Raw genomic sequence first — 21,368 nt, 5'->3', positions numbered from 1 at the left:
CGCGCAGTCTCAGCCCGCCGCCTCGCGGCCCAGCCGGGCGCGGCCCTGCGCCACGACCCGCAGCCGCAGCTCCACCGGCACGCGGCGCCCCTCCACCTCGGCCTCCTGCCGCGTCTCGGTCTCGAGGAATTCCGTCTCCTCCGCCCCGGCCCGCGCGGCGCGCGCCCGCGCCTCGGCCCGCAGCGCCTCGCGCAGCGCGGCCAGCGCCGCCTCGGGATCGGCGAAGCGGCGCGGGCCGCCGGGCCCGTGCGCGACCGCCAGGCCCGGCGCGGGGATCGTCACCGTCCCCTCGGCCGCGGCGGTCACGCGCCCGACCACCGCGCCCACGGCATTGGCGACCTCGGCATGCTCGGGCACGACCGCCCGCGTGCCCAGACGCGCGCCCACCGCCGGGTAGTGCGTCCCAGCCGAGGCGCCCAGCGCGATCACCGGCACGCCGAGCGCGAGCCGCGCCCGCACCAGCCCCTCGTGCCCCCGCAGCCCCGCCTGCGCGAGCGGGTGCCGCGCGAGCGCCGCGGGCTCCTCCCAGCCCCCCTCCTCGGCCAGGGCCGCTTCCAGCAGGGCCTCGGCGCTGCGCCCGGCCAGCGCGTCCAGGATGCGGCGCGCCATCGCGCCGGCATCCGGGGCCAGGGCCTCGCCCGATCCCGCGCGCCGCCGCGCCAGAAGCGCCAGCGCCTTGCCGGCCGCCTCCGCGTCGAAGTCGCGCTGCAGGCCCAGCACATGCGCGGCATCCGTGGGCGTCGCCCCCGCCTCGGCCACGAGCCCGCGCGCCACCAGCCGCCGCAGCGCCGGGGCCTCCGCGCGGCTGCGCAGCACCTCCCCCAGCGGCAGGGGCCCCCCGCCCAGCCGTGCCGCCACGGCCGCCTCGCGCGGGTCCAGCCCCTCGGGCGGCGCCTCCCAGAGCGGCAGGACGAAGCGGCCCGCCCCGTCCGGCACGGCCGCCTGCGCAAGTGCGGCGTCGAGCGCCGCATGGACCGGGCCCGGATGGTCGCGCGCGAGCAGCGCCACGGGCACGAGGCGGCGCGGCCCCAGACGCAGCGCGCCCGAGAGCCCCCCCTCCACCCCCACCTCGCTGTCCCCGCCGAGGCCATGGGTGCGCATGGCGACCGCCTCGACCATGGTGCGCCACGGGCCCACCCGCGCCCCCTCGGGGTCGATGGCCGGCCGGCCATCGCGCAGCAGGCAGATGTCCGTCGTCGTCCCGCCGATATCCGAGACGAGCGCGAGCGGCTCGCGCGCGAGCCAGGCCGCGCCGGCGGCCGAGGCGGCAGGACCCGACAGGATCGTCTCGACGGGCCGCTCATGCGCGACCGCGGCCGCCATCAGCGCGCCGTCCCCGCGCACCACCATCAGCGGCGCGCGGATGCCGCGCCGGGCCATGTGCCCCTCGACGGCGTGCAGCAGCCGCGCGATCAGCCCCACGAGCCGCGCGTTGAGCAGCGCCGTCAGCGCCCGCCGCGGCCCCCCGAGCGAGGCCGAGAGCTCGTGCGAGCAGGTGACGGGCAGGCCCGTGGCCGCGCGCACCATCTCGCGCGCGGCCTCCTCGTGGGCGGGGTTGCGCGTGGCAAAGCGCGCCGCGACCGCCACCCCCGTCAGCCCCGCGGGCAGCCGCGCCAGCGCCGCGGCCAGCCCCTCGCGGTCGAGCGGCGCACGCTCGGCCCCCGCATGGTCGTGCCCGCCCGCCACCGCGATCAGCGGGTCCGCGCCCAGTGCCTCGGGCAGGCCGTCCCGCCCGAGGTCGCCCGCGTCGAAGCCGATCGCCACCAGCGCCGCGCACCCCCCCTGCCCCTCGACCAGCGCGTTGGTGGCCAGCGTCGTCGAGAGCGAGACCATGCCCACCGCCTCCGGCGCGACGCCGGCCGCGCGCAGGGCCGCGTCGATGGCCGCGCCCACCCCGCCCGACAGGTCCGGCCGCGTGGTCAGCGCCTTGGCCTTGGCCAGGACGCGCGTCTCGGCGGCATCGAGGATCGCGGCATCCGTATAGGTCCCGCCGGTATCGATCCCCAGCAGGACATTCATGGCATCACCCGCAGCAGCAGACGCGGCGGCCCCGACCGGAGGCCGCCGCGAGGGGGATCAGTTCAGCGCCGCATCCGTGACGACGGAGGTCCAGGCCCCCTCCGGCCGGGCGGTGATCACCGGGTCCGACCCGCCCGCAAGCAGCGTGTCCACCGTGCGCTCGGCATCAGCGGGGTCCAGCGCGCCGGTCGACTCGCCGATCAGCTTGGCCACCTCCTCCATCATCCGCACCTGATGCTCGAGCGTCTGCGCGCCCGTCTCGTCGTATTCGAGCACGATCTCGGCCGCCTCCTCGGGGTTCTCCATGGCCCATTGCCAGCCGCGCATGGAGGCGCGCACGAAGCGGGCCATCTTGTCCACGAAGGCCGGGTCCTCGAGGTTGGGCTCGAGCACATAGAGCCCGTCCTCGAGCGTGGCCACGCCCTGGTCCTCGTAGCGGAAGTTGACGAGTTCCTCGGGCGACACGCCCGCGTCGATGACCTGCCAGTACTCGTTGTAGGTCATGGTCGAGATGCAGTCCGCCTGCCGCTGCAGGAGCGGGTCCACGTTGAAGCCCTGCTTGAGGACCTCCACCCCCGTCTCCGAGCGCCCGTCGGTCGACAGGCCGAGCTGGCTCATCCAGGACAGGAACGGATATTCGTTGCCGAAGAACCAGACGCCCAGCGTGCGGTTGGCCAGGTCCTCGGGCGACTGGATGCCCGTGTCGGCCCAGCAGGTCAGCTGCATCCCCGAATTCTGGAAGGGCTGCGCGATGTTGACGAGCGGCACGCCCGCCTCGCGCGCGGCCAGCGCGGCGGGCATCCATTCCACGATCACGTCCGCCCCCCCGCCGGCGATCACCTGCGGCGGCGCGATGTCGGGCCCGCCGGGCAGGATCGTGACATCGAGCCCCTCCTCCTCGTAGAAGCCCTGGTCGAGCGCGGCGTAATAGCCCGCGAACTGCGCCTGCGTCACCCATTTGAGCTGCAGCGTGACCGGGTCCTGCGCCAGGGCGGGGGCGGCCAGCACCACGGCCAGGGCCGAAGCCATGGAGAGATGTCTCGTCATTCGGTGTCTCCCTGTTGTTATCGACGTTGAGAGGGATGCCAGAAGGTCGCCGCCCGCTCCGCCAGCGCGATCATGCCGTAGATCGCGCTGCCCGCAAGGGCGCCCACCAGGATCGCGGACCAGACCATGTCCATCTGCAGCGCCCCGTTGGCCGCCGAGATGCGGAACCCCACCCCTTGCGTCGGGCTGCCGAAGAATTCGGCGACGATGGCCCCGATCATGGCGAGCGTGGAGGCGATCTTGAGCCCGTTGAACAGGAAGGGCATTGCCGCGGGCAGGCGCAGCCGCCACAGCGTCTGCCAGTAGCCCGCCGCATAGGTCCGCATCAGGTCGCGCTGCATCGCCGTGGTGTCCTGAAGCCCGGCGGTCGCGTTCACCAGCATCGGAAAGAACACCATCAGCACCACGACCGCCGCCTTGGAGGCGGGGCCAAAGCCGAACCACATCACCATGATCGGCGCCACGCCCACGATGGGCAGCGCCGCCATGAAGCCCGCCACCGGCAGCAGGCCCCGGCGCAGCCAGTCGAAGCGGTCCACCAGCACCGCCACCACCAGCGCCGCCGCCACCCCGATCGCGAGGCCCGACAGCGCGCCGCGCACGATCGTCTGCACGAAATCGCCCCAGAGCAGCGGCAGGTTCGCGGCAAAGGTCGCGGCGATGCGCGAGGGCGGCGGCAGGATGGCGAGCGGCACCGCAAGCCCGCGCACGACCAGCTCCCAGACGAGCAGGATCGTCGCCCCGAAGATCAGCGGCACCGCCGCGCGGACGGGTGCGCTGCGCCCCCGCTCGCCCGCCGACAGCCAGGCATTGAGCGCCCAGGCCCCCAGCCAGACCGCCACCGCCAGCGCCACGAGCGTCACGGCCGCGTCCCCATCGCCCGCAGCACCCGCCGCTCCAGCGCGCCGATCGCCCAGACCAGCAGCGCCGCCAGCAGCGCCGCCATCAGCAGCGCGGCCCAGATCTGCACCGTCTGGCCGTAATAGCTGCCGGCCAGCATCCGCGCGCCGAGGCCACCGCGCTGCACCGGCAGCTCGCCCACGATCGTGCCCACCAGCGCCGCCGCCACCGCGATCTTCAGCGAGGCGAAGAGATAGGGCACCGAGGACGGCACCCGCAGCCGCCAGAACACCTGCGCCCGCGTCGCGTTCCAGGTCCGCATCAGGTCGAGCCCCTCGCGGTCCGGCGTGCGGAACCCCTTCACCATGCCCACCACGACCGGAAAGAACGACAGATAGGCCGAGATCACCGCCTTGGGCCAGAACCCCCCCACCCCCACCGAGTTCATGACCACCACGATCATCGGCGCCAGCGCGACGATGGGGATGGTCTGGCTCACGATCGCCCAAGGCATCACCGACAGGTCCATGGCGCGGTTGTGCACGATCCCGGCCGCCAGCAGCACGCCCAGCGCCGAGCCGATCAGGAACCCGCCCAGGGTCGCGCCCAGCGTGATGCCCGCGTGATAGATCAGGCTGCGGTTCGAGAAGCTGCCCGATTGCACCAGGCCCCGCCGTCCCCAGACCTCCTCGCCGACCGTGCTTGCCCAGAACTCGGCCAGGACCTGATGGGGGGCGGGCAGGCGGGGCCGCTCCTGCGTCCACGCCCCCGCGACCGCCGGTCCGGGATTGAGCGCGGCGAGCACGAGCGCCGAGCGCCCCGCCCGCTCGGCCGCCGATCCTCCGCGGATCTCCGCCCCTGCCCGCTCGGCCGCCGTCAGCGCCTCGCGCGCGTTCATGGGGATCGCGGCCAGATACCAGACCGCCATCAGCGCCAGCACCACCGACAGGACCGGCAGCACCGCGCGCAGCCGCCCCGCCCCGGCGCGCGGGGGGGCCGCTGCCGCCTCCGCCAGCGCGGCCATCCTAGAGGTCCCCATGCCCGGCCCGCAGCCCCTCGCGCACGCGATGGGCGACGGCCAGGAAGTCCGGGCTCTCGCGGATCTCCAGCGGGCGCTCGCGCGGCAGGGGGCTCTCGATCACGTCGGTGATCCGGCCCGGCCGCGGCGACATGACCACGATGCGGGTGGAGAGATAGACCGCCTCGGGGATCGAATGGGTCACGAACAGCGTCGTCTTGCCCGTCCGGTCCCACAGCCGCAGCAGCTCCTCGTTGAGACGGTCGCGCACGATCTCGTCCAGCGCGCCGAAGGGCTCGTCCATCAGCAGGATGTCGGCATCGAAGGCGAGCGCGCGGGCGATGGAGGCGCGCTGCTGCATCCCCCCCGAGAGCTGCCAGGGATACTTGCGCGCGAACCCCCCCAGCTCCACCAGATCGAGCACCCGGGCCACGCGCTCGCGCGCCTCGGCCCGCGGATAGCCCATGATCTCGAGCGGCAGCCGCACGTTGCCCTCGATCGTGCGCCACGGATAGAGGCCCGCGGCCTGGAAGACATAGCCGTAGGCGCGCGCGCGGCGCGCCTCGTCCGGGCTCATCCCGTTGACCGACAGCCGCCCGCCCGTGGGCGTCTCCAGCGCGGCGACGCAGCGCAGGAAGGTCGTCTTGCCGCAGCCCGAAGGGCCGATGAAGCTCACGAACTCGCCCCGGTTCACGGTGAGCGTCACGTCGCGCAGCGCATGCACCGGCCCGTCGGCGGTCCGGTAGACGAGGTCGAGCCCCTCGGCGGCGATGACGGGCGCGGCGGCGCGTGGCATCCTGGCGGCATGGTCGGCCATCAGCGCGGCTCCGGCAGCAGGAGACATGTCATGACCTCATGCGCAGCGACAACGGACGGGGCGGCGGAACCGGCCTGCCGCAAGGTCTCGCCCGGTCTCGTCCGCTATGGCGGCCGGCAGGGCTTCACCTACGACGAGGGCCTCTCGCGCGAGAGCGTGGGCAGCCGCGGGCTCTGCATGCACCATCTGACCATCCCGCCGGGCGGCCGGGCGCGCGCGCACCGTCATGACGGGCACGAGACGGCCATCTTGGTGCTGTCGGGCCGCGCGGTCATGGCCTGGGGCGACCGGCTCCAGCACCGGCTGGAGGTCGTCGCGGGCGAGATGCTCTACATTCCGGCCGGCATGCCCCACCTGCCCTGGAATCCCGGCCCCGAACCCTGCACCGCGGTGATCGCGCGCACGGACCCGCACGAGCAGGAAAGCGTCGTGCTCCTGCCCGATCTCGACGCGCTGGTGCCGTGAGGCGCCTCCGGCCTTAACCGAATCTTCACCTTTGCCTGCTAGAAGGTGATTCGCGCGGGCTGCCGACCGCGCCAAGATCGGGGGCTTCCCATGGGGACGACACCCTCCGGCCGCGCCGGATTGCGCGCGCCGGTCACGGTCACGCTCACGGGGGAGCGTGCCCGCCACCTGGCCGAGCGTCTGCTCGGCTCCGCCGCCGCGCCGCCCTGGGCCGATGGGAGCGCGCCGGACCTCTCGGCGCTCGCGCCCGCGGCGCGCGTCGCCCATGACTGGGACCCTGCCACGGGCCGCCTCGTCCTCGCGGGACGCTAGGCGGGGGGGAGCCGGGGCCCGTCTCACGGCAGCCTCGACAGGCCGCCATCCACGCGCAGCGTGGTGCCGGTCACATAGGAGGCCGCCTCCGAACAGAGAAAGGCGATGGCGGCCGCGGCCTCCTCTGCCCGACCCTGCCGCCGGAGGGCCGCGCCCGCATAGCGCTCGGGCGGCTGCGGGATCGAATCGATGAAGCCGGGCAGGACGCTGTTGACCCGGATGCCCCTGGGGCCCAGCTCGTCGGCCACGAGCTTGAGCGCCGCATGCAGCCCCGCCCGGAGCGCGGAAGATGTGGGATAGAGCGCGGACGGCTCCTGCGCGACATAGCTGGTGACGGCGACGATGCTGCCGCCCGGCGGCAGATGGGGCGCGATCAGGCGGATGGGGCGCAGCGCCGACAGGAAATACACCTCGAACGCGCGGTGCCAGTCCGCGTCCGAGAGATCGAGCATGCCCCCCTTCGGCCCGTGCCCGGCCGAGCAGACCAGCGCATCGATCCGCCCCCAATGGGCCAGCGCCGCATCGCGCAGCCGCGCCAGGTCGTCGGCCGATTCGTAGGACCCCGTGACGCCGATCCCGTCCAGCTCGGCCGCCAGCGCCTCGGCCTTGCCGGATGGCGACAGGATCGCGACGCCCCAGCCCTGCCGCGCCAGCTCGCGCGCCGCCGCGGCCCCGATCCCCGAGCCCGCGGCCGTCAGCACGGCCACGCGCCCCGTCATCGCCGCCCTCCCCGTCCGGGCGCCGGCCTCATGCTCACACCCCGCTCGCCGGAATGCCGGTCCGCTCCACCGGCCTGGGCGCGGTCAGGGCCTTCCAGGTGGAGAGCGCCCTGGCCACCGGCTGGTGGCGGTCGCGGGCGACGAACTCGCCCCAGCCCTCCTGCCCCTCGACCCGGCCCTCCTCGACGGCGACGCGCCCGCGCGTCAGCGTGAAGCGCGGCAGGCCCTTCACCCGCTGGCCCTCGAACACGTTGTAGTCGATGGCGCTCTGCTGGCTGGCGGCGCTGATGGTCTTTTCGCGCTCGGGGTCCCACACGACCAGGTCCGCATCCGCCCCGACCGCCACCGCCCCCTTGCGCGGGTAGCAGCCCAGGATCTTGGCGATGTTGGTCGAGGTCACGGCCACGAACTCCTCGGGCGTCAGGCGGCCCGTGCCCACGCCGTGGGTCCACAGGAGCGGCATCCGGTCCTCGAGGCCCCCGGTCCCGTTCGGGATCTTGGTGAAGTCGCCCCGCCCCATCCGCTTCTGCTCGGTGGTGAAGGCGCAATGGTCCGTCGCCACGACCGACAGGGAGCCCGATTGCAGCCCCGCCCAGAGGCTGTCCTGGTGGCGCCGGTCGCGGAAGGGTGGGCTCATGACGCGGCGGGCGGCATGGTCCCAGTCGGGATGGTGGTATTCGCTCTCGTCGAGCACGAGGTGCTGGATCAGCGGCTCGCCCCAGACGCGCCTGCCCGCCGCGCGCGCGCGCCGGATCGCCTCGTGCGCATCCTCGGACGAGACGTGGACCACATAGAGCGGCACGCCGGCCATGTCGGCGATCATGACGGCGCGGTTGGTGGCCTCGCCCTCGACCTGGGGCGGGCGGGAATAGGCATGGGCCTCGGGGCCGGTATTGCCCCCCTCGAGCAGCTTGCGCTGCAGCTCGGCCACGACGTCGCCGTTCTCGGCGTGGACAAGGGCGATGCCGCCCAGCTCCGCAAGCCGGGTGAACGACGCGAAGAGCTCGTCGTCGTTGACCATCAGGGCGCCCTTGTAGGCCATGAAGTGCTTGAAGGTCGTGATGCCGCGGTCGATCACCGCGGGCATCTCGTCCCAGACCTGCTCGCCCCACCAGGTCACGGCCATGTGGAACGAGTAGTCGCAATGGGCGCGGGTGGACTTGTTGTGCCACATCCCCAGCCCGTCGATCAGCCCCTGCCCCGGCGAGGGCAGGACGAAGTCCACGACCATGGTCGTCCCCCCCGCAAGCGCGGCGCGGGTGCCCGAATCGAAGTCGTCGGCCGAATAGGTGCCCATGAAGGGCATCTCGAGATGGGTGTGGGGGTCGATTCCCCCCGGCATCACGAGGCAGCCCGAGGCGTCGAGCGTCCGGTCCCCCCGCAGCCCCTCGCCGATCTCGGCGATCCGGCCGCCCTCCAGGAGGATGTCGGCGCGATAGGTGAGGTCGTGCGTGACGACCGTGCCGCCCCTGATGACCGTGCTCGCCATGGCTGTCTCCCTCGTGTGGCGGCCCCGCCCTCAGCCGCCCGAGGGCTGGACGATGGGCGCAGGCGGCGTGATGGAACCCTCGACCGGCCGCCCCGGCGCGGCGGGCGGCGGAGAGGGCGGCGGGGCGACCGGCGCGGCGCTGCCGTCGCGCGGCGCGGTCAGGATGGGGGTGATGTCGATCGAGCCTCCGCCCGGCGGGGGCGGCGGCGGCGCACCCGCTGCCGGACCCGGCAGCGGCGCCGCCGCCGGAAGCGGCCCGGCCCCCTCGTCGCAGATCGGATTGCCGGCCGCATCGCGCACCGGATAGCCCGAGGGCGGGTCCGTCACCTCGACCGAGTAGAGATAGCAGCCGTCCGTGTTGCGCAGGACGATGGATTCGGGAATGCCGGGCGGCAGCGCCGCCAGGACCCGCGCCGGCACGGGCGGGGGTGCCGGCGGCTCGGGCTCCGGGAACAGGGTGGGAAAGGCGGTCGCGAGCGGCGCCGGGAGGGGTGCGGCGGGGGGGTCCGCATCCTGCTGGGGAACCGCGCAGGCCGCCAGAAGCGGCAGCAGCGAAAGGGCAAGGACGGGTCGCATGAAGCCTCCGGTCTGACAGACCCGCACCGGGTCCGCGGCGCCGAGCCTAGCGCGGCCCGCCGCCGGACGACAGGCCTCCGTCCGCGCGCTCACGCGACCACCTCCGCCGCCTCGAGCACGGCATGAAGGAGCACGTCGGTGCCCGCGCGCGCCCAGTCGGCCGTGATGTCCTCGGCCTCGTTGTGCGACAGCCCGCCCTTGCAAGGCACCATGATCATCACCGTCGGCGCCACGCGGGCGATCCAGCAGGCGTCGTGCCCCGCGCCCGAGACGATGTCGCGCCGGGAATAGCCCAGCCGGTCGCAGACCGCCCGCAGCGACCGGGCCAGATCCGCATCAAAGGTCACGGGATCGAAATGCCCCACCGGCTCGATCGCGAGCGAGAGGCCCAGATCCTCCGCGATGGCCCGTGCCTCGCGCTCGACGGCCTCTCGCATCGCATCCAGCACGGCCCGGTCGGGCGAGCGGATGTCGGCCGTGAGCACGGCGCGCCCCGCGATCACGTTGCGCGAGTTGGGCCATTGCACCAGGTGGCCCACCGCCCCCACGGCGTCGGGCGCATGGGCCATCGCGATCCGGTGGACCGCCTCGACGATCCGTGCGGCCCCCAGCCCCGCATCGACCCGCATCGGCATCGGGGTCGAGCCCGTATGGGCCTCTCGCCCCTCGAGCCGCATCTCGAGCCACCACAGGCCCTGCCCGTGCGTGACGACGCCGATCTCCACCCCCTCGGCCTCGAGGATGGGGCCCTGCTCGATGTGGAGCTCGAACATGGCGTGGATCGGGCGTGCACCGACCTCCTCCTCGCCTGCCCAGCCGATCCGGGCCAGTTCGTCGCCGAAGCGCCGCCCCTCGGCATCCTGCCGCGCATAGGCATAGTCGAGATCGTGCACGCCCGCGAACACGCCCGAGGCCAGCATCGCCGGGGCGAAGCGGGTGCCCTCCTCGTTGGTCCAGTTGGTCACGACGATGGGCCGGCGCGTGCGGATGCCCGCATCGTTGAGCGTGCGCACCACCTCGAGCCCGCCGAGGACGCCGAGGACGCCGTCGAACTTGCCCCCCGTGGGCTGGGTGTCGAGATGCGAGCCCATGTAGACGGGCGCCAGCGACGGGTCCTCGCCCGGCCGGGTGGCGAACATCGTGCCCATGCGGTCCACGGCGACGGACAGGCCCGCCTCCTCGCACCAGCGGCGGAACAGGTGGCGCCCCTCGCCGTCCGCGTCCGTCAGCGCCTGGCGGTTGTTGCCGCCCGCCACGCCGGGGCCGATCCGCGCCATCTCCATCAGGCTGTCCCACAGCCGGTCGGACGAAACCCTGAGATTGGCCCCGGGGGTGGCCATGCGTGTCGTCTCCCTGCTGGCGGGGGCCGTGCTCCGGCCGTCCCTTGGCTTGCGCGATTTGACCGGATGGTCAAAGGCACGCTACCAAAGCAGCAAGGCCAGTCAAGAAGGCAGGGCGGCAGGGCCGCCGCGGGAGGGACGGCATGGCGCAGGACGCAGGAGCGGCCCCACGCACGCGGACTCAGACGCGCAACCGCGCGGCCATCCTGGAGGCGGGCCTCGAGGTGTTCTCCGAAAAGGGCTTCCGCGGCGCCACGCTGGAGGAGATCGCGCGGCGGGCCCGGCTCTCCAAGCCGAACCTGCTCTACTACTACCCGTCCAAGGAGGCGGTGCATCTGGCGCTGCTCGAGAACCTGCTCGACGCCTGGCTCGCGCCGCTGGTGGCGCTCGACCCTGCGGGCGACCCGGTGGAGGAGGTCCTGCTCTACCTGCGCCGCAAGCTCGCCCTGTCGCGCGACTACCCGCGCGAGAGCCGCCTGTTCGCCGGCGAGATCCTGCGCGGCGCCCCGCATCTGGGTCCCGTGCTGGGCGGGCGGCTGGCCACCCTGGTGGCCGACAAGGCGGCCGTGCTCCGGGGCTGGATGGATCAGGGCCGCCTCGCGCGCCTGCCGCCCGAGCATCTGATCTTCTCGATCTGGGCGCTCACGCAGCATTATGCGGATTTCGACGTCCAGGTGCGGGCGGTGCTGGGCGCCGGGCGCGACCCCTATGCCGAGGCCGGACCCTTTCTCGAGACCCTGTTCCGGCGGCTGCTGGCCCCCTGATCCAGGGGCGCGCGTTGCGGCCCCGACCGGCCCGCGCTAAGCCTCCCGCCGTCGGAAGCAGCCCCGGGGCGTGGCAATGAGCGACGGCGACAGGCGCGATCGGGGCGCGACGGGCGGCAACGCTCCGCCGCCGGCCGACGGCCGGACCCCCGCCGAAAGCGCGGCCGCGGCCCAGCAGATGCCGGCCCACCCGGCGCCCTCGCAGCACCGCACCGCCAGCGTCTGGGCCCTCGCGCTGGGCTCGGTCGGCGTGGTCTATGGCGACATCGGCACCTCCCCCATCTATGCCATGCGCGAATCGCTGCACGCCCTGAGCGACGCGACCGAGGCGGGCGTGCAGCGCCACGAGGTGATCGGGGTCATCTCGCTGCTGCTGTGGTCGCTGATCGTGGTGGTGGCGTTCAAGTACGTCACCCTCGTGCTCAGGGCCGACAACCGCGGCGAGGGCGGCACGCTCAGCCTCGTGGCCCTGGTCCAGGGCTCGCTCGACCGCCGACCGGTCTGGCTTCTGGGGCTCGGCATGGTGGGGCTGGCGCTCTTTCTGGGCGATGCGATGATCACGCCGGCCATCTCGGTGCTCTCGGCCGTGGAGGCGCTGAGCCTCGTGACGCCGGCCTTCGAGCCCTTCGTGATCCCCGTGGTCCTTGCCATCGTCACCGGGCTGTTCCTGCTCCAGCGCTGGGGCACGGGGGCGGTGTCGCGGCTGTTCAGCCCGATCATGATCGTCTGGTTCGTGACGCTGGCCGCGCTGGGGGGCTGGCACCTGTTCGACGACCTGTCCATCCTGTGGGCCTTCAACCCGGCCTATGCGGCGGGCTTTCTCGTCAGCCACGGCTGGGCGTCGATGATCGTCCTGGGTTCGGTCTTCCTGGCCGTCACGGGAGCCGAATCGCTCTACGCCGATCTGGGCCATTTCGGCCGCCGGCCGCTGCGGCTCGCCTGGTTCGGCTTCATCTTCCCGGCTCTCGTGCTCAACTATCTCGGCCAGGGGGCGCTCGTGCTGTCCAATCCCGCCGCGGCCGTCAACCCGTTGTTCCTGCTTGCGCCGCCCGCGCTTCTTCTGCCCTTCGTGATCCTCGCCACGCTGGCCACCGTGATCGCCTCGCAGGCGGTCATCTCCGGCACCTATTCGGCGATGAAGCAGGCCGTGCGGATGGGGCTGTTTCCGCGGCTCGAGATCCTGCACACCTCCGAGTCGCAGGAGGGGCAGATCTACCTGCCGCGCGTGAACGCCATCCATTTCGCGGGCGTCGTGGTGCTCGTGCTGGCCTTCGGGTCCTCGTCGGCCCTGGCCTCGGTCTACGGGGTGGCCGTGTCGGGCGTCATGCTCATCACGACGGTGCTGGCGGTGCTCGTGTTCCGGCTCACCTGGCGCTGGCCGGCGGGCCTGGTCGCGCTGGCGGTGCTCCCCTTTGCCGCCTTCGAGATCGCCTTCTTCGCCGCCAACCTGCTCAAGGTGCCGCAGGGGGGCTGGGTGCCCATCCTGTTCGCGGCCGGAGCGGTCACGGTGATGTGGACCTGGGTGAGGGGCACGCAGCACGTCCAGGCGCAGGCCCGGCGCAACGCCACCTCCCTCGAGGCGCTGATCGCCATGCTGGAGAAGTCCCGCTCGATCCAGGTGGTTCCCGGGACGGCCGTGTTCCTGACCTCCGACCCCGAGATCGCGCCGGCCGCGCTGATGCACAACATCAAGCACAACCATGTCCTGCACGAGCGCAACATGATCGTCTGCGTCTCGGTGGCGACGCGGCCTTATGTGCCGGATGCCGAGCGCATCACGATCCACCGGCTGAGCGAGCGGTTCGTGCGCATCGACCTGTGCTTCGGCTACATGGAGGAGACGAACGTGCCCAAGGCCCTCGCGCTGGCGCGCAAGCAGGGGGAGAAGTTCGACATCATGTCCACCTCCTTCTTCCTCAACCGCCGGACCTTCCGCCCCTCCAAGACCAGGGGGCTGCCCGCCTGGCAGGAATCGCTGTTCATCTCGCTGTCGCGTTCGGCCGCCAATGCCACCGACTTCTACCGCCTGCCCACGAACCGCGTGATCGAGCTCGGCCAGCAGCTCATCATCTGACCCGGAGAGACCCCATGCCCCTCGTGCCCCGCGCCCTCCCGGCCCTCGCCCTCGCCGTCTGCGCCCTGCCGCTCGCTGCGCAGGAGGTGCCCTGCGGCGGCCCCTGGGGGGATTTCCTCGAGGGCCTGCGCGCCGAGGCCGTCGCGGCCGGCATTCCGCCCGAGGCCGCCGAGGCGGTGCTGCGCGGGGCCCGGCAGGACGAGCGCGTCCTCGCGCGCGACCGCGGCCAGACCCATCTCCAGCAGGATTTCCTGACCTTCTCGCAACGCCTCATCAGCCAGGATCGCGTCAACCGCGCCGCCGCGATGGAGGAGCGCCACCGGGCCCTCTTCGACCGCATCGAGGCGGAACTGGGCGTGCCGCGCGGCATCCTTCTGGCCTTCTGGGCCTTCGAGACGGATTTCGGCGCCGTCCAAGGCGATTTCGACACGACGGACGCGCTGCTGACGCTCGCGCACGATTGCCGCCGGCCCGAGCTCTTCCGGCCCCAGGTCCTTGCCGCGATGGAACTGGCCGCGCGGGGGGAATGGGACCGGGACGTGACCGGCGCCTGGGCGGGCGAGATCGGACAGGTCCAGATGCTGCCGCGCGACATCCTCGAATTCGGCGCGGACGGCGACGGGGACGGCCGGGTGGATCTGAAGGGCTCGGCGCCCGATGCGCTGCTCTCGGCGGCGCAGATGCTGCGGGGCCTGGGCTGGCGCCCGGACGAGCCCTGGCTGCAGGAGGTCGTCGTGCCCGGGGACCTCGACTGGTCCCTGACTGGACTGGGCCGCGAGCGGCCGGCCTCGGACTGGGCCGCAATGGGCGTCAGCCCGCGCGAAGGGACCCTGCCGGACCTGCCCGCCTCGCTGCTCCTGCCCGTGGGCCGCAAGGGACCGGCCTTTCTCGCCTATCCGAACCTGCCGGTCCTGACCGCCTGGAACCAGAGCCTGACCTATGTCCTGACGGCCGCCTATTTCGCGACCCGCATCGAGGGGGCGCCGCGCTATCTCGCCGGCGAGCCCGAACCGGGCCTGTCGGGCGAGGAGATGCGCCTCCTGCAGGAGCGGCTCGCCGCGCGCGGCCATGACGTGGGCGCCATCGACGGCATCCTCGGGGCCCGCACGCGCGACGCCGTCCAGGCCGAGCAGGCCCGGCTGGGCCTGCCCGCCGATGCCTGGCCCACGCGGGCGCTGCTCGACGCGCTCTGAGCGTCAGGCCCGGATGCGGACCGGCACGCCCTTGTAGGCCGGGGTGTGCGACAGCTCGTCATAGAGGCCGAGCGGGATCAGCGGATTGGCCTCGGGGTAGTAGGCCGCGGCGCAGCCGTCGGGCAGGTCGTAGGCGGTCACGCGCAGCTCCACCGCCCGGTCCTCGCCGTCCCCGGTCGCGCATTCCACGCGCACGCTCTGCCCCTCGCGCAGGCCGCGCCGCGCGATCTCCTCGGGGTTCAGGAGCACGATGTCGCGCGGCCCCGACAGGCCCCGCAGCCGGTCGCGGAAGCCGTACACGGTCGTGTTGAACTGGTCGTTCGAGCGCAGCGTGATCAGGGTCAGCGCCTCCTCGGGCAGGGGCCCCGGCAAGGCCGAGAGCGTGTCGGGCGCCGTGAACTCGGCCCGGCCGGACTCGGTCTCCCAGCGGCGTTCGCGCGCGGCATTGCCCTTGTGGAAGCCCCCCGGCACGAAGAGCCGCGCGTTGAAGTCGCGGAACTGATCCGGGTAGGTCCGCTCGATCAGGTCGCGGATCAGGCCGTAATCGCCGGTCCATTCGTCCCAGCGGAGCCGCGGGTTGGGCTCGAGCGTGGCCTTGGCCAGCCCGCAGACGATCGCCACCTCCGAGCGCAGGTGCTCGGAGGCCGGGCGCCGCTTGCCGAGAGAGCCGTGGATGCAGCTCAGCGAATCCTCGATCGTGACGACCTGCGGGCCCGTTGCCTGCCGGTCCTCCTCGGCCCGCACGAGGCAGGGCAGCAGCCAGGTCGCCCGCCCCGGCAGGAGGTGCGAGCGGTTGAGCTTGGTCGCGATCTGCACGTTGAGATCGAGCCCCGCCCAGGCGGGCTCGGCCCGGCGGTTGTCGGGAATGGCCCGGGCGAAGTTGCCGCCGAAGGCCACAAAGGCCTTCACCGTGCCGTCGAGCACCCCCTCGACCACCTTCACGGTGGTCATCCCCTCCTCCATGGGGGGCTCGATGCCGAAGAGGTCGCGCAGCCTGTCGTTCGGGACCAGTTCGGGCTTTTCCGTGATGCCCACCGTGCGCTGCCCCTGCACGTTGGAATGGCCGCGGACGGGCGAGATGCCGGTCCCCTTGCGCCCGATATTGCCGCGCAGCAGCAGCAGGTTCACCAGCATGGCGATGTTGAGCCAGCCCTTGACGTGCTGGGTGAGCCCCATGCCGTAGAGGCCGATCACGCGCCGGGAGCGGGCGTAAAGCTCGGCCACTTCCTCGAGTTCGCGGCGGCGCAGGCCCGATTCGCGCTCGATGTCGTCCCAGGACAGCGCCGCAATCCGCGCGCGCATCTCCTCGAAGCCGGTCGTGTGCGCCGCGATGAACACGCGGTCGAGCACGCCGCCCTTCTCGGCCTCGAGTTCGAGGACGCGCTTGATCAGGCCCGACAAGGCGGCCACGTCGCCGCCGGGGCGCAGCTGGAGATAGATGTCCGAGATCGGCGTGGGCGGGGCCACGGTCATCTCGGCCGGGTTCTGGGGGTTCGTGAACTCCACGAGGCCGCGCTCGCGGATGGGATTGAAGGTCACGATCCGGCAGCCGCGCTTCTTGGCCTTCTGCAGGTCGTGGAGAAAGCGCGGCGAGTTGGTGCCCGTGTTCTGCCCGAAGAACAGCATCAGGTCGCAATGCGAGAAGTCCTCGTGCACGCAGGTTCCGACGGGCGAGCCCGTCACCTTCTTGAGACCGACGCTCGTGGTCTCGTGGCACATGTTGGAACTGTCGGGCAGGTTGATGTGCCCGAAGGCCCGCGCGAACAGCGCGATCAGGTAGGAGGTCTCGAGGCTTGCGCGGCCCGAGGTGTAGAACACGGTGGCCTTGGGGTCAGTGCGCTTCAGGATCGCGCCGATCTCGCGGAAGGCATCCTCCCACGCGCAGGGCACGTAGCGGTCGCTGCCGGCGTCGTAGCGCATCGGATGGGTGAGCCGCCCGGCGCGCTCGAGTTCGTGGTCCGACCAGCCGCGCAGCTCGGCCAGCGTGTGGGCGGCAAAGAAGTCCGGTCCGCAGCGCGCCGCCGTCAGGTCCCAGATCGTCGCCTTGGCGCCGTTCTCGCAGAACTCGGCCAGGTGCGGCTGGGCGGGCTTGGTCCAGGCGCAGGAGGTGCACATGTGCCCGCCGGGCTTGTTCTGCCGCGCCAGCGTGCGCAGCGCGCCGGGCGTGGGCCTCTCGTCCGCCAGCACCGAGGCGATGCCGCGCAGCGAGCCCCATCCGCCGGAGGGATGCTCGTAATGGGGGGTGTCGGACCTCTGGCGGGCCTCGCGTCCGTCCTTCATCGGGCATCTCCCCGTCGGCTGGCCGGGTGGGCTCTGGCCGGACCCCAACGCGAGCCGGGGGGCGGGGTTCCTGCCGCGCTTGCGCCGGACGGATGGCGACCGTAGGGGAGGGCCCATGCAGGACGACCCGCAGACCCTCGTCTCTCCCGACTGGCTGGCCGCACGGCTCGGCTTGGGCGGCGCGGTGCCCGTGGACGCATCCTGGCACCTGCCGGGGACGGGGCGCGACGCGGAGGCGGAGTTCCGCGCGGCCCGCATCCCCGGCGCGCGGCGGCTCGACCTCGATGCGGTGGCCGACCCGGCCTCGCCCCTGCCGCACACCGCCCCGCCCCCGGCCGTGTTCGAGGCCTGGGCCCGCGCGGCCGGCCTCGGCCCCGAGACCCAGGTGGTCTGCTACGACTCCGTCGGGCTCTTCTCGGCGGCGCGCGCCTGGTGGACCTTCCGCCTGATGGGCCACCGGCGGGTCGCCGTGCTCGACGGGGGCCTGCCGCTCTGGCGCGCCGGGGGGCGTCCGGTCGAAAGCGGCGATCCCGCCCCCGTCGCGCCCGGCGCCTTTCGCGCGGGCGCCCCCCTCGTGCGCCGCGCCGAGGCCGGGGACGTCGCCCGCACCCTCGCCGCCGGGGGGGCCGTGCTCGACGCGCGCTCGCCCGCGCGCTTCCGCGGCGAGGAGGCCGAGCCGCGCCCCGGCATCCGCCCCGGCCACATGCCGGGTGCCGCGAACCTCCACTATGCCGCCCTTCTCGGCCCCGACGGGCGGATGAAGCCGCCCGAGGCGCTGGCCCGGCTCCTCGCGCCCTGGGAGGGGCAGGAGGCCGTGGTGACCTGCGGCTCGGGCATCACGGCGGCGATCCTCGCGCTCGCGCTCGAGCGGCTGGGCCGGCCGCACGCGCTCTATGACGGGTCCTGGGCGGAATGGGGCGCGGACCCTGCCCGGCCCGTGGCCACCGGACCCTGAAGGAGACATCATGCTCGACCGCCTGCCGGAGCAGCCCCCCGACGCCATCCTCTCGCTCATGGCGGCCTTTCGCGCCGATCCGCGCGCGGACAAGATCGACCTCGGGGTGGGGGTCTATCGCGACGCCGAGGGGCGAACGCCCATCATGCGTGCCGTGCGCGAGGCCGAGCGGCGCATCTGGGAGGGCGAGACGACCAAGACCTATACCGCGCTCGCGGGCGATCCGGCCTTTGCCGACGCGCTGATCCCGCTGGTGCTGGACGGGGCGGCGCCCCGCGCGCACATCGCGGCGGCGGCGACGCCCGGCGGCACGGGGGCGGTGCGCCTCGCCTTCGAACTGGCGCGCATGGCCCGGCCGGATCTCACGGTCTGGGTGCCGGACCCGACCTGGCCCAACCACCTGTCGATCCTGCGCCATCTCGGCATCCCGGCCCGGCCCTTCCGCTACTTCGACCCGGAAACGCGCGGCGTGGATGCCGGGGGCATGCTCGCCGATCTCGGGGGGGTGGCGGAGGGGGATGCGGTGCTGCTGCACGGCTGCTGCCACAACCCCACCGGCGCGGACCCGGACGCGGAGACCTGGGCCGAGATCGACGCGCTGCTGCGGCGGCGCGGCGCCCTGCCGCTCGTGGATCTGGCCTATCTCGGCTTCGGCGAGGGTCTCGAGGCCGATGCCGCCGCCACGCGCCGCCTTGCCGCCTCGGGCGAATGCCTGATCGCGCTGTCCTGCTCCAAGAACTTCGGCATCTACCGCGAGCGCGCGGGCCTGCTGATGGCCGTGGGCGCAAGCGGGGAGGCTGCGCGCCGCGCGCAGGGGGCGCTCGCCCATCTCAACCGCCAGACCTATTCCTTTCCGCCCGACCATGGCGCGCGGATCGTCTCGACCGTGCTCGGCGACGCCGCCCTGCGCGCGGAGTGGGAGGCGGAGCTGGCCGGGATCCGCGACGGCATGGCCGCGCTGCGGAGCGCGCTCGCGGCCGAGCTGCGGCGGCTGACCAACGACGACCGGTTCGACTTCCTGCGCCGCCACCGGGGGATGTTCTCGCGGCTGGGCGCCACGCCCGAGCAGGTGGCGCGGATGCGCGAGGATCACGGGATCTACATGGTGGGCGACGGGCGCGTGAACATCGCGGGCCTCAACCCCGCGACCGTCCCCGTCCTCGCGCGCGCGATGGTCGAGACGGGGCTCTGAGAACGGGATCGGCCCGCGCGGGGGAGGACCGCGCGGGCCGCCGGTGCCCGGGGGCGGGGGGAGGAGGCCCGCCCCCGGGCGCGTCTCAGGCGCGGGCGAATTCGGGATAGGCCTCCATGCCGAGTTCGGTCGCATCCAGCCCCGTCGTCTCCGCCTCGGGGGTCACGCGCAGGCCCACCGTGGCGCGCAGCAGCAGCCAGACGAGGAGGCTCGCCACGAAGACGAAGGCGCCGATCGCGAGGAAGCCCAGAAGCTGCGTGCCGAAGGCGGCGTCGGCCGTGTAGACCGGCACCACCATCGTCCCCCAGAACCCGCAGACGAGGTGGACGGGAATGGCGCCCACCACATCGTCGATGCGCATCCGGTCGAGCATCGGCACGGCGAGGACCACCAGCACGCCGCCCACCGCGCCGATCCACAGCGCGCCGAACAGCGACGGGTCGAGCGGCCCGGCCGTGATGGAGACGAGCCCCCCCAGCGCGCCGTTGAGCACCATGGTCAGGTCCACCTTGCCGTAGAGGGCCTGCGTCAGGATCATCGCCGCGAGCGCGCCTGCGGCGGCCGCCATGTTGGTGTTGGCGAAGATGCGCGCCACGTCCGCGATGTCGCCGACCGTCCCGGCCGCAAGCTGCGAGCCGCCGTTGAAGCCGAACCAGCCCAGCCACAGGATGAACGTCCCCAGCGTGGCGAGCGCGAGGTTGGAGCCCGGATAGGGGACCACGCGTCCGCCCACATAGCGCCCGAGGCGCGGCCCGAGCACGATCGCCCCGGCCAGCGCGGCAAAGCCTCCCGCCGCGTGAACCAGCGTCGAGCCCGCAAAGTCGGAGAAGCCCGCCTCCGACAGCCAGCCGCCGCCCCACTGCCAGGACGCCTCGATCGGGTAGATCAGCCCCGTGAGCACCACGGTGAACAGGAGAAACGGCCACAGCTTGATGCGCTCGGCCAGCGCCCCCGACACGATGGAGGCGGTGGTGGCGCAGAACATCAGCTGGAAGAAAAAATCCGACGCCTTGGCCGCATAGCCCAGATCGGCCGCCTGCGGGGCGAGGCCCACGGGCTCGAGCACGGCGGGACTGAAGAGCGAGCCGAGCCAGCCCCCGATCGTCCAGCCGTCGCCCGGATACATCAGGTTGTAGCCCAGCAGCCAGTACATCACGGCCGCGATGGCGAACAGGCCGACATTCTTGGTCAGCTGCGTGGTCACGTTCTTGGACCGCACCAGGCCCGCCTCCAGCATGGCGAAGCCCGCCGCCATCCACATGACCAGAAAGCCGCCGATCAGGAACAGCAGCGTCGTCATGATGAAGGGCCCGATCTCGTCGAAGCCCGGCGCGGCGGGCTCCGCCGCGGCGACGGCCGCGGGGTCGATCGCACCGCCCTCCACCGCCCCCTCGACGGCCTGAGCCCAGCCCGTGTCCGGCAGCAGCCAGGCCGCCAGCGCCAGGCCCAGCGCGACGGTCGCACCCCGCCCCATCCTCATCCCCTGTCCTCCTGATGTCCCGATCACAGCGCGTCCTCTCCGGTCTCTCCCGTGCGCACCCGCAGCGCCGACTCGACATCCAGCACGAAGATCTTGCCGTCGCCGATCTTGTCGGTGCGCGCCGTGCGCGCGATGGTCGTCACGACCGCCTCGGCCAGGGCATCGGGCACCACGATCTCGAGCTTCACCTTGGGCACGAAGGCCACGGCGTATTCGGCGCCCCGGTAGATTTCCGTATGCCCCGACTGCGCGCCGAAGCCCTTGATCTCCGTCACCATCATGCCGCGCACGCCCTGGGCGGTGAGCGCCTCGCGCACCTCCTCGAGCTTGAACGGCTTGATCGCTGCGATGATGAGTTTCACGTCCCCTTCCTTTCGGCCTGTCCTCGCGGCCCCTGCATGCAATCCCTCGCCCCCGGCCGGCCCTGCCGGGATCTGTCGAGCCGAGAAGGCGCCCCGCCTGCCCCGGCGGCAAGTCGGGAGCGCCCCACCTGCACGGGGAGTTGCGGCAGAATCCCAGAGGAAATGCACAAATCGGGGCACATGCCTGTTTCTTCGGCAGAAGGAAAATGCCGACCGGGTCGCTCGCCGTTCGACAAGCCCGCACGGGACCGGTATGGTCCCCGCGTTTCGCGTACCGGCTCCGGCCGGTCAGGAGCGGAGGCGCATGGGCAGGCAGGCAGGCGGACGGCCCCCCCTCGTGGCGGAGCGGCCCGGCCGGGGCGGCACGGGCCGCCCGGGCCCCTCGCGGGTGCGGGGCGGATCGGGCGGCGGCCGCAGGACGCGCGC

Annotated in this window: 19 protein-coding genes; 7 read left to right on the top strand and 12 right to left on the bottom strand. The window is 73.1% G+C overall.

Features of this window, described 5'->3' with window-relative positions:
* Positions 1–9: 9 nt before the first annotated feature.
* The 5 genes from GT358_RS12745 to GT358_RS12725 are packed head-to-tail and all read right to left on the bottom strand — an operon-like array spanning position 10 to position 5,720.
* Positions 10–2,019, bottom strand: coding sequence for a hydantoinase/oxoprolinase N-terminal domain-containing protein (locus GT358_RS12745; RefSeq protein WP_166583013.1), 2,010 nt, complete (start codon positions 2,017–2,019; stop codon positions 10–12).
* Positions 2,020–2,076: 57 nt separating this feature from the next.
* Complete coding sequence (locus tag GT358_RS12740; RefSeq protein ID WP_166583012.1) at positions 2,077–3,066, bottom strand: ABC transporter substrate-binding protein; 990 nt, start codon at positions 3,064–3,066, stop codon at positions 2,077–2,079.
* Between the two features lie 17 nt (positions 3,067–3,083).
* Positions 3,084–3,929: an ABC transporter permease gene (locus tag GT358_RS12735; protein WP_166583011.1), complete on the bottom strand. Its 846-nt coding sequence runs from the start codon at positions 3,927–3,929 to the stop codon at positions 3,084–3,086.
* Complete coding sequence (locus tag GT358_RS12730; RefSeq protein ID WP_166583040.1) at positions 3,926–4,876, bottom strand: ABC transporter permease; 951 nt, start codon at positions 4,874–4,876, stop codon at positions 3,926–3,928. Before GT358_RS12730 ends, GT358_RS12735 begins: the two co-directional genes overlap by 4 nt.
* 55 nt (positions 4,877–4,931) lie before the next feature.
* Entirely contained in the window at positions 4,932–5,720 is a 789-nt protein-coding gene (locus GT358_RS12725) for an ABC transporter ATP-binding protein (protein ID WP_166583039.1), read from the bottom strand.
* A gap of 51 nt (positions 5,721–5,771) precedes the next feature.
* On the opposite strand from GT358_RS12725, the gene GT358_RS12720 reads away from it, so the two are divergent.
* Both GT358_RS12720 and GT358_RS12715 read left to right on the top strand, forming a co-directional pair.
* On the top strand, positions 5,772–6,206 hold the full coding sequence (locus tag GT358_RS12720) for a cupin domain-containing protein (protein WP_166583010.1): 435 nt from the start codon (positions 5,772–5,774) through the stop codon (positions 6,204–6,206).
* 90 nt (positions 6,207–6,296) lie between these two features.
* Positions 6,297–6,518: a hypothetical protein gene (locus tag GT358_RS12715; protein ID WP_166583009.1), complete on the top strand. Its 222-nt coding sequence runs from the start codon at positions 6,297–6,299 to the stop codon at positions 6,516–6,518.
* Positions 6,519–6,541: 23 nt separating this feature from the next.
* Here the strand turns inward: GT358_RS12715 and GT358_RS12710 are convergent, their stop codons facing one another.
* The 4 genes from GT358_RS12710 to GT358_RS12695 all read right to left on the bottom strand — a co-directional run bounded on the left by GT358_RS12710 (position 6,542) and on the right by GT358_RS12695 (position 10,642).
* A complete protein-coding gene (locus GT358_RS12710) occupies positions 6,542–7,237 on the bottom strand; it encodes an SDR family oxidoreductase (protein WP_166583008.1) in 696 nt (231 codons plus the stop codon).
* A 34-nt stretch (positions 7,238–7,271) separates the two neighbouring features.
* Entirely contained in the window at positions 7,272–8,726 is a 1,455-nt protein-coding gene (hydA, locus tag GT358_RS12705) for a dihydropyrimidinase (protein ID WP_166583007.1), read from the bottom strand.
* Between the two features lie 30 nt (positions 8,727–8,756).
* Positions 8,757–9,302: a hypothetical protein gene (locus GT358_RS12700; RefSeq protein ID WP_166582999.1), complete on the bottom strand. Its 546-nt coding sequence runs from the start codon at positions 9,300–9,302 to the stop codon at positions 8,757–8,759.
* Positions 9,303–9,391: 89 nt separating this feature from the next.
* Entirely contained in the window at positions 9,392–10,642 is a 1,251-nt protein-coding gene (locus tag GT358_RS12695; protein WP_166583006.1) for a Zn-dependent hydrolase, read from the bottom strand.
* 143 nt (positions 10,643–10,785) lie between these two features.
* Here GT358_RS12695 and GT358_RS12690 point away from each other — a divergent pair, with 143 nt between their 5' ends.
* The 3 genes from GT358_RS12690 (at position 10,786) to GT358_RS12680 (ending at position 14,673) form a co-directional block, all read left to right on the top strand.
* Positions 10,786–11,406, top strand: coding sequence for a TetR family transcriptional regulator C-terminal domain-containing protein (locus tag GT358_RS12690; RefSeq protein WP_166583005.1), 621 nt, complete (start codon positions 10,786–10,788; stop codon positions 11,404–11,406).
* A gap of 76 nt (positions 11,407–11,482) precedes the next feature.
* Positions 11,483–13,480, top strand: a complete 1,998-nt coding sequence (locus tag GT358_RS12685) for a potassium transporter Kup (protein WP_243730880.1) — start codon at positions 11,483–11,485, stop codon at positions 13,478–13,480.
* A gap of 14 nt (positions 13,481–13,494) precedes the next feature.
* Positions 13,495–14,673, top strand: coding sequence for a lytic murein transglycosylase (locus tag GT358_RS12680; protein ID WP_166583004.1), 1,179 nt, complete (start codon positions 13,495–13,497; stop codon positions 14,671–14,673).
* Between the two features lie 3 nt (positions 14,674–14,676).
* On the opposite strand, the gene GT358_RS12675 is transcribed toward GT358_RS12680, so the two are convergent.
* Positions 14,677–16,953 carry an FdhF/YdeP family oxidoreductase gene (locus GT358_RS12675; protein WP_166583003.1) on the bottom strand — a complete coding sequence of 759 codons (2,277 nt, stop codon included), beginning with the start codon at positions 16,951–16,953 and terminating at the stop codon, positions 14,677–14,679.
* Positions 16,954–17,068: 115 nt separating this feature from the next.
* Here GT358_RS12675 and GT358_RS12670 point away from each other — a divergent pair, with 115 nt between their 5' ends.
* A complete protein-coding gene (locus GT358_RS12670) occupies positions 17,069–17,908 on the top strand; it encodes a sulfurtransferase (protein WP_166583002.1) in 840 nt (279 codons plus the stop codon).
* Between the two features lie 10 nt (positions 17,909–17,918).
* Positions 17,919–19,100, top strand: coding sequence for an amino acid aminotransferase (locus tag GT358_RS12665; protein ID WP_166583001.1), 1,182 nt, complete (start codon positions 17,919–17,921; stop codon positions 19,098–19,100).
* 85 nt (positions 19,101–19,185) lie between these two features.
* Here the strand turns inward: GT358_RS12665 and amt are convergent, their stop codons facing one another.
* Complete coding sequence (gene amt, locus GT358_RS12660) at positions 19,186–20,580, bottom strand: ammonium transporter (RefSeq protein ID WP_243730879.1); 1,395 nt, start codon at positions 20,578–20,580, stop codon at positions 19,186–19,188.
* A gap of 23 nt (positions 20,581–20,603) precedes the next feature.
* Positions 20,604–20,942, bottom strand: coding sequence for a P-II family nitrogen regulator (locus tag GT358_RS12655; protein WP_166583000.1), 339 nt, complete (start codon positions 20,940–20,942; stop codon positions 20,604–20,606).
* Positions 20,943–21,368: the final 426 nt, after the last annotated feature.

It is taken from the genome of Rubellimicrobium sp. CFH 75288 (assembly GCF_009904055.1).
GTDB lineage: Bacteria > Pseudomonadota > Alphaproteobacteria > Rhodobacterales > Rhodobacteraceae > Rubellimicrobium.
This window is presented reverse-complemented; position numbering and strand designations above follow the sequence as displayed.

What these genes read in the sequence shown, in the direction of transcription:
- GT358_RS12745 (WP_166583013.1), bottom strand. Translation starts at nt 2,019, where the DNA reads ATGAATGTCCTGCTGGGGATCGATACCGGCGGGACCTATACGGATGCC.
- GT358_RS12740 (WP_166583012.1), bottom strand. Translation starts at nt 3,066, where the DNA reads ATGACGAGACATCTCTCCATGGCTTCGGCCCTGGCCGTGGTGCTGGCC.
- GT358_RS12725 (WP_166583039.1), bottom strand. Translation starts at nt 5,720, where the DNA reads ATGCCACGCGCCGCCGCGCCCGTCATCGCCGCCGAGGGGCTCGACCTC.
- GT358_RS12720 (WP_166583010.1), top strand. Translation starts at nt 5,772, where the DNA reads ATGACCTCATGCGCAGCGACAACGGACGGGGCGGCGGAACCGGCCTGC.
- GT358_RS12715 (WP_166583009.1), top strand. Translation starts at nt 6,297, where the DNA reads ATGGGGACGACACCCTCCGGCCGCGCCGGATTGCGCGCGCCGGTCACG.
- GT358_RS12710 (WP_166583008.1), bottom strand. Translation starts at nt 7,237, where the DNA reads ATGACGGGGCGCGTGGCCGTGCTGACGGCCGCGGGCTCGGGGATCGGG.
- hydA (WP_166583007.1), bottom strand. Translation starts at nt 8,726, where the DNA reads ATGGCGAGCACGGTCATCAGGGGCGGCACGGTCGTCACGCACGACCTC.
- GT358_RS12700 (WP_166582999.1), bottom strand. Translation starts at nt 9,302, where the DNA reads ATGCGACCCGTCCTTGCCCTTTCGCTGCTGCCGCTTCTGGCGGCCTGC.
- GT358_RS12695 (WP_166583006.1), bottom strand. Translation starts at nt 10,642, where the DNA reads ATGGCCACCCCCGGGGCCAATCTCAGGGTTTCGTCCGACCGGCTGTGG.
- GT358_RS12690 (WP_166583005.1), top strand. Translation starts at nt 10,786, where the DNA reads ATGGCGCAGGACGCAGGAGCGGCCCCACGCACGCGGACTCAGACGCGC.
- GT358_RS12685 (WP_243730880.1), top strand. Translation starts at nt 11,483, where the DNA reads ATGAGCGACGGCGACAGGCGCGATCGGGGCGCGACGGGCGGCAACGCT.
- GT358_RS12680 (WP_166583004.1), top strand. Translation starts at nt 13,495, where the DNA reads ATGCCCCTCGTGCCCCGCGCCCTCCCGGCCCTCGCCCTCGCCGTCTGC.
- GT358_RS12675 (WP_166583003.1), bottom strand. Translation starts at nt 16,953, where the DNA reads ATGAAGGACGGACGCGAGGCCCGCCAGAGGTCCGACACCCCCCATTAC.
- GT358_RS12670 (WP_166583002.1), top strand. Translation starts at nt 17,069, where the DNA reads ATGCAGGACGACCCGCAGACCCTCGTCTCTCCCGACTGGCTGGCCGCA.
- GT358_RS12665 (WP_166583001.1), top strand. Translation starts at nt 17,919, where the DNA reads ATGCTCGACCGCCTGCCGGAGCAGCCCCCCGACGCCATCCTCTCGCTC.
- amt (WP_243730879.1), bottom strand. Translation starts at nt 20,580, where the DNA reads ATGAGGATGGGGCGGGGTGCGACCGTCGCGCTGGGCCTGGCGCTGGCG.